This window comes from Paenibacillus uliginis N3/975 (assembly GCF_900177425.1).
GTDB classification, from domain to species: domain Bacteria; phylum Bacillota; class Bacilli; order Paenibacillales; family Paenibacillaceae; genus Paenibacillus_AQ; species Paenibacillus_AQ uliginis.
Window position 1 is genome coordinate 3,582,992 of the sequence record NZ_LT840184.1, and the last position, 12,987, is coordinate 3,595,978.

The window sequence follows — 12,987 nt, forward strand, 5'->3', positions numbered from 1 at the left end:
GAACATCCTATCAATGACAAGTATGTGTGTATCATTCAACTATACCCAACAGATAGAAAATAGACTTATTTTCTCGTCTCGCTGTATCAAACGCTTCCTCACTCCACGCGTACCAGTTGACTGGATTGTAAACGTACTGAAGCAAATACGGCGATTAATCTATTGGGTATATGATTCGTTTTTCACAACCCGAAAAGGCTTTTTATTCTGGTAAAAAACATCAAAAGTGAGTGGTTCGTGTAGTTTATAATCTTGTTGTTATTATTAACTATATAGGAGATGAAAATATGGTAGAAGTAAGAATTGAAAAAAAAACTGCTTTCAAGATTGTCGGTCGTAAAACCTGGGTAGGACAAGATAATGAGTCTTTTGGACAATTTTGGGAAAAGTGCAAAAATGAAGGTTTGCTTGAAGTGTTTGAGAGTATTCGCAAAAACAGTCCGGATACCGTTACAAAAAGTAATGCAATTGGAGTTTCATGCGTAGAAAATGATCCAAGCAAAAGGGACTTCCATTTTTATGTCGCGACTGAGTGTGACTGTTGTCCGGAGGGATTTGATTTGGAGGAATATACTGTGCCCGCTTCAGAGTGGGCGATATTTCAAAACTACGGAGAAATCCCCAACGCCTTAATTGAGGCTGAGTTGTATGCATTTAATGAATGGCTGCCGAATTCACCATACATTCATGCTAATGTACCGGAAATTGAGGCTTATCCTCCCAGTAAAAAATCAGAGAAAGGCTTTTCGTGTGAATTTTGGCTTCCTATTAAAGAAAAAAAGTAGTATGAGTATAGGTAAGGCACAATCCTAAGGATGATTTCATGAATTATTACGATAAAATACAAAAATCAATCGATTACATTGAACAGCATTTGAAGGATAATCTAAGTACCTGTTCCATTGCAGAGCAGGCTTTTTTTTCTGTTACGCATTTCTATCGAATCTTTCAAGCCATGGTGGGAGATCCGGTGAAAGAATATATTCGTAAAAGAAGGTTGAGCCAAACAGCTATTGAACTGCTCACATCCGATATACGAATCATTGAGCTTGCCATTGATTATGGCTTTGAATCGCAAGAAGTATTCACCCGCGCTTTTTCCAAACAATTCGGCATTACGCCCGGGAGATATCGAAGACAAAAAGAGAAAATCGTACTATATGAAAAGGTGAATGTGGAAAAAAAAGCTCAAATGAAATTGAACTCAGTATCTTTTTTTGTGCCTCGCATTATTCTTAATAAAACATTTCATGTCGTTGGACTAAAGCAAATCGTTAATCCTGGGTCTGATTCGATAGGGACCTTGTGGGCTGCATTTCATGTAAGAAGGTCAGAAATCGAGTGTCCTTCATCAACAGATGCATGGATAGGGCTATGCGAATATATGCCCGATATTACCGATGAAAGTGATTTTACTTACACCGCTTGCATCGAAGTATATGATTTTAACAATATCCCTAACGGTATGACCATCAAAACAGTACAGTGCTCAAAGTATGCTGTCTTTACTCATAGAGGTTCTTTGAATGATTTAAAAAAAACATATAACTATATTTATGGAGTATGGCTGCCTGAATCGGGACATGAATTAGCTGAGCTTGATACGATGGAATATTACGATTACAGGGCAAGCGGATCCGATTCTGAATTCGATATATATATTCCAGTTAAGTAATGATTCACGCGAACATCCCATCAATGGCAGGTCGAACTGAAATCGGCCTATTTTCTTTCTTACTCTAACGCTTACTCCACGCGTACCAACTCATCTCACAATTTAAAATTTCGGAGCGGTTTTCCATACCTCACCAAGACATGCCATAAGAGTTTTAATTCCTGAAGTACTTCTTTATCGGTTCCTCGGTCACTCCAAGCATACGGGTCGTGCTTCAAGTTCATTGCGGCAGACCCAATCATGCTTACATCTATATAACCGTTGTGTGAAATGCGTTTCGCCAAGGAAGGCATCGATGGACCTCGAAAATCTACTGGAACTTCGTCGACCTGCATCGCGAACCCCATATGCCAATAGAGTTGGATGGAATACTGTAAACATATTTGCTCCAAGATTCGCCCTATAGAAGTACCCTTGAATGAAGGATCGGCTACTAGGATTTCCACATCTTCCTTCAGACGAATGTCCCCATGAACTTGGGCTTCAATATAGTGATTGAGATTACGATTGGCCTCACTGCTTGAAAGATCAGCGAATGGCTTTGTGAGATGAACCCGAAGATGGTCAATTAATTTTCGTGGTGTCAGATTTTTTTCACCGATAGCGAAATCCCTATTGAAAACCTCCTTCAATAGTGCTGCCAAGATGTCATCAAACGCTGTGTAAGTACCTTTCTCTTTTGGGTTCTGATGTGAATCCAAATAGGTGTATGTACTGCGATAAGAAACCTTCGGAGATAAAAGGAAATAGCATGATCCAAAACGCGGAGCTGGCCCATCTGGATGCAGCATCAAATCAAGCGCTCCATATTTGGGACGTTGGCTGTTCGTTGTGCCTTCTTTTTGATATGCCCCTCCAAAAAGATCCTTCTCCCACAAATCTCGTTCACCACCAGGGTAAGCTGATACGCTGCCATTCGATAGTAATGTTTCAAATTGGCTCTTATACACTCCCTGCTCTAACAATGCTTCTGCAACGCTTTTCTTTGCCGGGTCTAGTCTGTCTGGATGGAAATGTAGTGCAATCCTCGCATGCGACTTTATTTTGGCAACCGCATCTTCATATGCTTCCCGTTCTATATTAGACATTTGAAGAATTTCATGGATGGCTCGAGTCGCTTCATTTTTTCGGCCTCGTGCGTAATTCGAAACATATTCTAGAGCCGATAATTGTGACCCTGCCAGTTCCTCAATGAGCTGAGACTCTCTTTTATTAGAGACATTTTCATCGCGTTTCCTCTCCATTACTTATTCGCTTCTTTCTATGTCTTATTTTCTCGTCTCTCTGTATCAAACACTTCTTCACTTAACGCGTACCCGTTCATTGTATTACACGCATACGCTATTTATCGGTATTTTTTGGCATAACTTTTTATTTCATTCAAATACACAAAGACACTACCTCATATTACGGTAGTGTCTAATGTCTCTTGCTTAGTTCCGATCATATAGCGATTCTTACTCATTAAAGCGTGCGAAACTTCATATCCTTACAATCGATGTGGAAGGTAAATGTTCTTTTTTTACTTTTTCCATGTAGCGAAAGTTGAAAAGTTAAGTTATCAATATTTTTCTCCACCAAACCTTTAGCACTTACCCAACCATGTATTTCTTTCTTGGGTTTAATTGTAACGTTGCCAAAATCAGGATTTACAGGAGATATTCCCACGGTTTCAGACTGTTTACCTGCGACATTATCGTTCGCCTCTACGAGCGTTCTGGGCAAATCAAGTGTGATGTTCTCATTGTCTGTATTGTTTTTTATCGTGACTTCAAAGTCAGTCGTACTTTCTGTAATCCTAATGGCATGTACAGTAACTTCAACATCTTTCATTTTTTTGGTAATAGGAATTTTCTGCAATTTCACATTCCTGTCGCTAGAAGTTGAACCCTCTTTCTTTTGATCATTCCTGTTTGAGTTCAATTTGATGTTTCCATTTTCGAAAGCAACCTCGTATCCAACAGCTTCTGCAACTTCACGAACTGGAAGATAGACTTTACCATTTATTGAAACCGGCTTTTCACTCAAGACTTGCTCTTTGTTATTAATAAATAGTTTATAGTTTTTGTTATCCGCTGTTAAGTTCGATGCAAATGCGGAAATCCCTGTGAAGAAAATAGCACCGCAAATAAATCCTATACCTAATTTTTTCATGCTTCATTCCTCATCCAATGTTCGAAGTTAATTTCAATCGTGGTGTCCTCTAAAGCTGTATATTTATGTTGAACGGGTTCGCCGCTTGAATCCACCTCAACGATTCCATCCTGTCTACTGATTTGGTAGATAAATTCAGCATGTAAAGGCACTTGCAGTTGATTGTAGTACGTACCCTTGCTCGGATCATGAATCAGAGGAAACCAAGCATACAGTTTCATATCGACGGGTGTATTTGGCGGAACATGAACAACCATGTCCAAGGTCACACACTCTTTTTTCTCATCAACAACACGAATCTCTGTAGTAGCTTCCAAGTCCTTGTATTTAACGGTTACCGAGGTGACCCCTGTTTTCTTAGGCACGATGGTTCCGTTCGCTAATACTTCCGCGATTTCTTGATCTTGCACATGATAAGCCGCTCGTAATAAGGACATTTTAAAGTCATCCCCAAATTCTAGAATCGCGTTCAGTCGGCTTGTAGGACCTACAATACCAACCTCTTCACAACCGATTAACGTTAATGAGCGTGCTTCGCCTTTCCTTCCAAAAAAATGAATGAGTGGAGATGATAATCTTGATGCCCAATCTTTCTCCACATGAGCAGCTCCAGGATCATTGAAATAGATCAATTGGGTGTCGGCTTCGTACCCTAAATCTACGAGTTCCTCAGTCACTGCACGGGTATGCTTCTCCATGACTAAAGTACCTTCCGTGCTCCCTAAATCAATCCATATTTGGGATAGGGGTTGCTTCGATATAAAAGTATGATAAAGCCTGATTTCTTCGAATGGAATAGGATCTACACAATAAAAATAAGGGGAAACGATAGCTAGTTTACCGAATATATCTGGATTACGAAAACCGATATGATAGGTAACTTGCCCGCCTCTGGATGAACCCATCAACGCTGTGTGTTCAGGATCTGATTTCGTTCGAAAAACCGAATCCACGTAAGACTTCACTTCTTCAATGATAAACTTTTCATATAGATGACCTTTGGGGTGAATCGAAACTTTATCGAGTGGATACAGCACCCCTTCTAAGTCATGAGTATATTCGTTGGCTCTCTCTAATCCCATGTTAGGAATACCTACAACGATAATTTCTTCCATTTTATGCTCATGAATCAATCGATCGACAGTTTGATCTACATGCCATGAATACCCATTAAAGGCGGGATGGAATATATTTTGCCCGTCATGCATGTATAATACGGGGTATCGCTTCGTCTTGTCGTACGCATAACTAGGAGGAAGATAGACAAAAATATCTCGCTCATTATCCAAATGTGTCGAGTAAAAGCTCTCAACCCTCAAAATACTAGACTTGTATGTCATTTTCATCACCTTTTACAATTCTCGGGTATTAGATCTACCCATTGATCTACTTCGTAATTCAGTATTAATCCATCATCCGTTGTAAACTTTCGATATGGAATTTCCCTGCCTTGAATGTCTGTTTCATGCATGCCTAATCCACGAGAAATACGGAATTCAAATGAAATGCCTCTTGGCACCTCAAACGTGCCGCCATATAGTCCTTCTTGGATCTTCGGTAACTCAATACCGGCATATAACATATCTGTATCTGGCGTAAATGCCGGCACTTTAACGGAAAGATTCACGGTGACCGTATCGGAAATATGAGGCACAACTGCGATTTCTAAATGGGCTGTCAGGTTATTATTTCTATAAGTGACGAGGGTGTTCCCAGCTTTTTTGGGGATTAATCTTCCGTCCTTTGTTACTTCCAAAATATCGGGATCACCAACATCATAGGTTGCATCTAAATCCGTCATCATAAATCCGCTATTAAAGTGTACCACCGCATTTAATGTTTGTTTGAGTCCATCTATGCCAACAGCTTCAGGACCATGCAAATCAACACGGACCGGCGTACCTATTTCGCCAAAAAAATAGATTAAGGGCGCATGAACCCGAGCCGCCCAATCCTTTTGAGAGTGGCCGGAATTGACAGCAAGATAATACATCAGGTCATATCCGGGCCGGTAGCCGCTTTTAATAAGCACATCTGCCACATATCTCACATGTTTCTCCATCACGGTAAAGCCCTCTGCATCTCCTACATCCATCCATATTTTAAGATCCTTTTTTTCTGTGTAGACACGGCTTAACCATCGATCTTCCATCGTCCTCGGGTCTACACTGACAAAGAATGGGCATAGCGCACCTACCATACCAAAGGTAGCTGATTGGCGGAATCCTATATTGTAAGACACGAGCCCACCCGCGGAGGATCCCATTAACGCCGTGTTATATTTATCAGGTAACGTCCGATATTCTTTATCGATGTAAGGTTTAACTTCCTGGGTGAGGAATTCCTCATAAAGTTCGCCTTGATTGGTCGTATTAAAAATATTGTGTCCCTCTGGATTGGCATGCATATATTCTGATATTCTTGTGTCTTCCACATGAGAGATGGCAACAACGATAATTTCTTTCATTTTCCCCTGAGAAACCAGTGCATCCACTGTGGTATGAATATCCCAAGACTCGCCTTTTTGATCTTCAAAAAACATATGTTGACCGTCATGCATATAGAGAACAGGATATCGTTTTTCTTCATTCTTCTCATAACTATCAGGTAAGTAAATAAACATATCTCTCTTATTATTAAGAATACTGGAATAAAAGTTCTTGATGGCGATTAACCGCGATAAATTCACAAGGCATTCTCCCTCAACGAATATAATTAGGAGTGGGTCGACAAGAAGAAGAATTTCTCATTGTTTACGTAGTCCACATCCTGAATGTAGCGATCCATCATGCGTACAATTTCTTTAAAATCATTCAAATCGAACATGATTTTATTCATGCCGTCTCTCAGGATTTCCGAACAATTGCATGTGCATATGGCGGTGATATTTTTATGCGTATTGTATACTTCATTAGCTAAAAATTCGTTCATGACTATTCCAGGGCTGTCTGGAAATTGAGACAAGAACGTATTCATGCTGCTAGCCGTGTTATCTGAGACATAAATCTGGTCTTCTGATAAATTTGATTTTTGTTGAATAAATTCCACGAATTCCACATTATTATAAGAATCCATAACCAGAAATTGGGGGGATTCACCAAGTAAACGCTGGGATAAATGAAAGCTTTTCTCAAAATCTGGGAGGACTTTATGAAACAATGAGTTATCAATATAACTATCCATTACAAATACGGGAACCCCAAATCCAAAGTAATTGGATATCGTCGAGAATCTGTCTTGATCCACATTTATTAAGAACGCACCATCTAGATTTCTTTCCATAATAATCTTGTTGGATGGCGTCATGCTGTCGATTTGCATAAAGAGGACATGGTAACCTAACTCGCTGCATAACTGCTCAAGCTTGAAAATGGTTTTCGCATATTTCAAATCAGACCATAGATGCTGTTTTTCCTCTTTGAACAAGATTATGCCAATTAATCCGGTTTTCTTGATTTTTAAAGACTGGGCTGTTCGGTTTGTCACGTATTTCAGCTGTTGGGCAATTTTAAGAACTTTAACACGCGTTTCATCCGAAATGGATTGCGTCTTCACATTGTTTAAAATATAAGAAACCGTCGCGATCGATACATTTGCTTCTTTTGCAATATCTTTTATAGTTGTTTTTTTCATGGATAAGCCGCCTCTACTTAAACGTTTAAGTTTTTAAGTCGATTTAACCATATCCCCATTCTTTTGTCAAACCAATCCATTAGAAGTCTTTAATACGATCCATCCGAATGCAGGTAAACTTACGGTAATCATATCACCTTCCATTTCGTATGATCCGTTGCCTATCAATTGTTCCAATGAAAAGGCCTGAAGAATTTTGAAATCAACTTGTTCCCATTGGTTGCTGTTATTGAAACAAATGTAGATTCGTTCATTGTCCATCTTTCGTTGCACGACAAGCTGATTATTTTTGGCATACATAAAGTGGAATGAGCCTTCTTGTAATACACGATGTTTCTTTCGAATGGCAATCATATCCCGATAGAAATCAAAAAGCTCGTGGTTTTGTTTGTCCTTTTCCCAAATCATTGGTTTCCTGCAATCCGGATCTGCCCCCCCTGTCATCCCTACTTCATCTCCATAGTAAATGCAAGGCGTTCCAAGGAACATGAATTGAAACAGTACAGCCAGCTTTAATTTATTCTCGTCCTGTGCGACTGTGAGCAGTCTCGGCGTATCGTGGCTTCCCAGAACGTTAAAGGTTGCTTCGTTTACTTGCTGCGGATAATTAGCCAAGAGCCAATTGATTTGATAGGAGAACTGTTCCGCATCCAGGGTATCCTTCGCAAAAAACTCGATAATGGCATCCGTTGCAGGATAGTTCATGACCGCGTCAAATTGGTCTCCTTCCAGCCACGGAATGGCATCATGCCAAATCTCTCCCAGAATATAAAAATCAGGCTTCAGTGCTTTTAATGTTTTTCGGAACTCTCTCCAAAAGTCGTGGTCAACCTCATTAGCCACATCCAGTCTCCAACCATCAATATCGCATGCGGTAACCCAATACTGGGCAACGTCTAGCAAGTATTTTCGCACTTCTTGGTTAGCTGTATTCAGCTTGGGCATATGTGATTCAAAGGCAAAACAATGATAAGAAGGTCTTGGCTCACGCGTAATCGGAAATTGCTTGATATGGAACCAATCTCGATATTTAGATGCCTCTCCGTTCTCGATCACATCCTGAAAGGGTGCAAAGTCATAACCGCTGTGATTAAACACCGCATCAAGGATGACACGAATGCCGCGTTCATGGCATGCATGTACCAGTTCTTTCAATAACTTAACATCTCCAAAATGGGGATCAACCTTGAAGTAATCTGTCGTATCGTACTTATGATTTGTTTTGGCTTCGAATATAGGGGTGAAGTAGATGGCGTTGACACCTAAAGAATGGATGTAATCTAGCCGATCTAACACACCTTGCAAATCACCTCCATAATAATCTTGCGGACCCGGATGTGTGTCATCCCAAGAGCGCACGTCTGCCGGGTCATTGCTCGAATCACCATTAGCGAACCTCTCCGGAAAAATCTGATAAAATACGGCCTCCTTTACCCATGCTGGTGGCTTTAACACCTCATGCGACCAAATAAACGGAAAATCGAAAAAGGTTAGAGGATTCTTCGGTTTTTCTTTACAAAAACCTTTCTCCGTGTACCAATACGTTTGATCCCCTGATACCAAGAGAAATGCGTATCTAAGTCGTAAATGTAGAGGTTCGATTTCTACTTGCCAATAATCGAATAATTCGTCGCTGGCTATTTTATGAAGAGCCTTTTCACATACGGTGTTATCCCAATCATACTTATCGCCGTAGATGGCTTGAACTCCTTCGAGGTCATCTTTTTGGGTCCGAATTCTGATATGAATGAGATTATCATCGTAGGCATAGCAATAGGAATTCCTAGGTCTGTGATAGATTGCTTCTAATAACATGGTACACTCCTTTGACATATGTGGTTTGTAATCCCTTACCCTTTATCCGCACCTGCTGCGATCCCGTTAATTAAATATTTCTGGAAGTACATATACAGGATCGTAATCGGTAATGCAACGAGCACAGCACCCGCAGCAAATAAGGTAAAGCTGGAATTCGTCTCATTCGCGACCATATTATATAACCCTTGCGCTAACGTCATTTTTTCCGATGATCTTAGAACAATTTGCGGCAAAATAAAATCCATGAAGGGCGTAATAAAACTATTCAGTGCAACAAATGTAATGGCCGGTAACGATAAGGGTAAAATAATTTTTAAAAAGGAATCCTTATTACTGGCGCCATCTATAAAAGCAGCTTCTTCGAGACTTTTGGGAATCGTGTCAAAATGACCTTTCATCACCCATGTCCCCATTGAAATGGAACCGCCAGCATAAATCAGAATTAACCCTAGATGTGTATCTAGCAATCTCGTTTGCAACAGTAGAACAAATAATGCCATAACCGATAAGAAGCCGGGAAACATTTGTAAGATTAATAACGTCATTAACCCTTGTTGTCTACCTTTAAATCGAAATCTAGAAAAGGCATAAGCGGTCGCCGCTACTAGTGTAGTGGATATCAACGCGTTCGAAATGGCGATCTTTATCGTATTCTTGTACCACAATCCAAAATCCGTGTTCTTCATCAGATCAACATAATGAGCAATCGTGGGATGATCAGGGAACATCTGACTTACCAATAAGGTATTACCAGGATGAAGTGACGTTCCAATTACCCAAATAATTGGATAAACAGTTGTAATAGTTAGCACGATAAAAATCAAATAGATGCCAATGACCAGCAAGTTGCTTTTTATTTTCGACATTTAGACCAAATCCTCTTCTTGATTTGACTTCATCCGCCTGTAATTCCATAAGGAAAAGATCGCAATGAAAATGAACATAATGACAGACACAGCAGAAGCCATATTAAATTGACTTTGGTTCAGTGTCATTTTAAAAATCCATGAGATCAGAATATCGGTGCTTCCTGCGTAGTAAAAGTCAGGATTATTCGGTTTCCCATCCGTTAGTAAATAAATCAGATTGAAATTATTAAAGTTAAAAGCGAATTGCATAATAAAAATAGGTGCAGTAGCCAATAAGACAAGAGGAAGCGTGATCTTAAAAAAGTTTTGTAGTTTTGAGGCACCGTCTACCTCTGCAGCTTCGTAAATGTCTCGCGGCATTGTTGTTAAGATCCCCGACATCAACGCCATGAGAAACGGAGTTGAGAACCATAAATTAACAATAAGGATGGATACTTTCGCCATCGTCGGATCTGAGAGCCAAGGCACTGGTGAGAAACCAAGCTTCATTACTAAATCGTTAATAGGACCAAATGAGCCGTTCAATAATACCCTAAAAACCAAGATCGATATAAATTGTGGAACCGCCCAAGGCAGAATAAAGATGGTCCTCCAAAATTTTTTGAGTCTAATCTTAGGATGATTCACCATCATCGCTAATAAAAGTCCGCTCAGAAAAACGGTGCTGGTCGAAACTGTAGCCCATATCAAGTTCCAGACGGATATACCGAAAAAGGTAGATCTCCATGATTCTTGTGCAAATAAATCATAGAACACGCTAAATCCGATCCAATCAACTAATGCGCGATCCGGAATATGTCCAGGAGCCGAATAGTTGGTAAATGCAATCAACACATTAAATAGTAGCGGTATAACGGTAACAAACAGAACAAAAAAAGCTGCGGGCAATAACAAAAGGTAAGGCAATTTACGGAATTTCATGGTTTGAATTGAATCTGTAAATTTCGGAGCACATTTTCCTTCATCTCTAAGCGCTCCATTTTTTCTGGCATCGTTAATATTCATGAAATATAAACCCAAGTACAGAAGAATGACTACGAGTGTGATTAGACCATTTATTAATAGAAAAATAGAATGGTCACCCTGCACGACTTTCCCATTGATAACCTTTGTAGGCACATCTCCTAACGTTATAAATCCCACGATGCCTTTATAGGCAATAGGATAATAGTTCCAAAAGAACAATTGAGCTAAAATAATATAAATCAGGCCCTTCAGATATTGCTTGTTATACAGCTGGCCTAATCCTATAAAAACCGCAGAGAAAATCGTGGCTTTTGTCTGATGCTGACGAGAACTCTTTTTCATATGCATACTGCTGAGACCGCCTTATTGAGATTTGGAGAATCATCCTACTTTGTAGTTTTTATTGCTGTTTTGATTTGACTTACAGCTTTATTCAAGACTGTACCCGGATCTTGATTGTCATTCCAAATGGATGAGAGTGCAGCACTTGCAGGAACCCAAACATTACCCATTTCCGGAATAGACGGCATTGGAGTTGAATATTTGGCTTGCTCTAAGAAAGCCATTGTATTCGGGTCTTTCGTAAGAATCGGATCGTCCATCAGGTCTTTCCTCGGAGGCAATTGAGTTGTCATTTCAAAACGTTTCGTTAAATTTTGTTTACTTGTCGCATAACTCGCAAACAATTTTGCAGCAACCGGATACTTCGTGTACGAGTTCACATACAAACCTCTAATGCCTGAAAAACTTACGGGGTGTTCCCCATTAGGCAATAGAGGTAATGGAGCCACGCCATAATCTATTTTCGTATTCGCCAAACTTGAAGCGAACCACGGTCCATTAATAATGGCAGCTGTTTTACCTTCTTGGAAAAAACCAGTGATAATATTATCATTGAGGTCGTTTATATTTAAGGGCAGCACTTTTTTAAAGGATTGTAGAAATTCTGCTCCTTCTATCGACTTCTCATTGTTAAGGCCGATATCATTTACATCCGTTCCATGATTGCCAAATACATATCCACCGTAACCACCAAGGAATGAATAAGATAAGTACAACTGACCTACATCCCACATAAAACCATACTTTTTGCTTTCCGGATCGTTATAAGTTTCGGCAAACTTAATGATCTCCTCGTAAGTCTTCGGTGCTTTTCCCATCAACTTCTTATTGTAAAAAAGCGCATAGGTGTCAATGGCTGTTGGAAACCCATAAAGGACTCCATCATAGCTAACGCCATCTATTGCTGAAGACATAAAATCATTTTTTTCAGAATCGGTATACACATCATTTTGCAATACGAGTCCTGCCATAACCGCATTCCCCAATTGATCATGAGGCGAAGAGAAGACATCAGCCCCAAGTCCAGCGGGTCCATCCGTGGTAAGTTTCTTGACGGCATCTATCGCAGGAACAGGCTCTACCTTTACTTTTATGCCATATTCCTTTTCAAAGTCTTGTGCGACCGCTTTCATATAATCGAAATCAGGACCTTTTGATTCCCATACAAGTAATTCAGCCCCGACCTCTGGCTTCATCCCCTCTTGTTGTTCGTTTCCTGCTGCTTCATTCCCTTGCGATGGCTGGCTTGATGATTGATTATCCGTTCCACATGCAGTTAGCAATGAAAAGCTGAATAACGTTAAAATGATTGTAGAAATCAACAAACGTTTTGACATGGATGTTCCCCCTTTTTGATTACTTAAACGTTTAAGTGTTATTTCACTGCTATAGTAACTTCTAATTACCAGCAAAGTCAATGTTAAATTCTTACATAATATTATGTGGTTCCAAGGAAACTTTCCTGCCAGCAGCTGTTTCAAGCCAAAAAAAAGATAGACGTTACTTAACGTCCATCCTTTTTCCATTGTG

General features: G+C 39.9%; 12 protein-coding genes. 2 read left to right on the forward strand and 10 right to left on the reverse strand.

The window, feature by feature from the left end; genetic code table 11:
- Positions 1 to 31: 31 nt before the first annotated feature.
- Positions 32 to 145, reverse strand: a complete 114-nt coding sequence (locus B9N86_RS30820; protein WP_342192699.1) for a DUF255 domain-containing protein — start codon at positions 143 to 145, stop codon at positions 32 to 34.
- A gap of 142 nt (positions 146 to 287) precedes the next feature.
- On the opposite strand from B9N86_RS30820, the gene B9N86_RS16905 reads away from it, so the two are divergent.
- Complete coding sequence (locus tag B9N86_RS16905) at positions 288 to 785, forward strand: GyrI-like domain-containing protein (RefSeq protein ID WP_208914328.1); 498 nt, start codon at positions 288 to 290, stop codon at positions 783 to 785.
- 38 nt (positions 786 to 823) lie between these two features.
- Positions 824 to 1,675, forward strand: coding sequence for an AraC family transcriptional regulator (locus B9N86_RS16910; protein WP_208914329.1), 852 nt, complete (start codon positions 824 to 826; stop codon positions 1,673 to 1,675).
- Positions 1,676 to 1,770: 95 nt separating this feature from the next.
- On the opposite strand, the gene B9N86_RS16915 is transcribed toward B9N86_RS16910, so the two are convergent.
- The 9 genes from B9N86_RS16915 to B9N86_RS16955 form a co-directional block, all read right to left on the reverse strand.
- Complete coding sequence (locus tag B9N86_RS16915; protein ID WP_208914330.1) at positions 1,771 to 2,919, reverse strand: DUF3626 domain-containing protein; 1,149 nt, start codon at positions 2,917 to 2,919, stop codon at positions 1,771 to 1,773.
- 220 nt (positions 2,920 to 3,139) lie between these two features.
- Positions 3,140 to 3,829: a stalk domain-containing protein gene (locus tag B9N86_RS16920; RefSeq protein WP_208914331.1), complete on the reverse strand. Its 690-nt coding sequence runs from the start codon at positions 3,827 to 3,829 to the stop codon at positions 3,140 to 3,142.
- Positions 3,826 to 5,175 carry an alpha/beta hydrolase gene (locus B9N86_RS16925; RefSeq protein WP_342193879.1) on the reverse strand — a complete coding sequence of 450 codons (1,350 nt, stop codon included), beginning with the start codon at positions 5,173 to 5,175 and terminating at the stop codon, positions 3,826 to 3,828. Before B9N86_RS16925 ends, B9N86_RS16920 begins: the two co-directional genes overlap by 4 nt.
- Positions 5,175 to 6,518, reverse strand: coding sequence for an alpha/beta hydrolase (locus tag B9N86_RS16930; protein ID WP_208914333.1), 1,344 nt, complete (start codon positions 6,516 to 6,518; stop codon positions 5,175 to 5,177). Before B9N86_RS16930 ends, B9N86_RS16925 begins: the two co-directional genes overlap by 1 nt.
- A gap of 26 nt (positions 6,519 to 6,544) precedes the next feature.
- Positions 6,545 to 7,462: a LacI family DNA-binding transcriptional regulator gene (locus tag B9N86_RS16935; protein ID WP_208914334.1), complete on the reverse strand. Its 918-nt coding sequence runs from the start codon at positions 7,460 to 7,462 to the stop codon at positions 6,545 to 6,547.
- 66 nt (positions 7,463 to 7,528) lie between these two features.
- Positions 7,529 to 9,277, reverse strand: coding sequence for an alpha-glycosidase (locus tag B9N86_RS16940; RefSeq protein WP_208914335.1), 1,749 nt, complete (start codon positions 9,275 to 9,277; stop codon positions 7,529 to 7,531).
- A 35-nt stretch (positions 9,278 to 9,312) separates the two neighbouring features.
- Positions 9,313 to 10,146 (reverse strand): sugar ABC transporter permease, encoded by an 834-nt coding sequence (locus B9N86_RS16945; RefSeq protein WP_208914336.1) that lies wholly within the window; start codon positions 10,144 to 10,146, stop codon positions 9,313 to 9,315.
- On the reverse strand, positions 10,147 to 11,457 hold the full coding sequence (locus B9N86_RS16950) for a sugar ABC transporter permease (protein WP_425298550.1): 1,311 nt from the start codon (positions 11,455 to 11,457) through the stop codon (positions 10,147 to 10,149).
- Between the two features lie 44 nt (positions 11,458 to 11,501).
- Positions 11,502 to 12,983, reverse strand: coding sequence for a sugar ABC transporter substrate-binding protein (locus B9N86_RS16955; protein ID WP_342192703.1), 1,482 nt, complete (start codon positions 12,981 to 12,983; stop codon positions 11,502 to 11,504).
- Positions 12,984 to 12,987 lie beyond the last annotated feature (4 nt).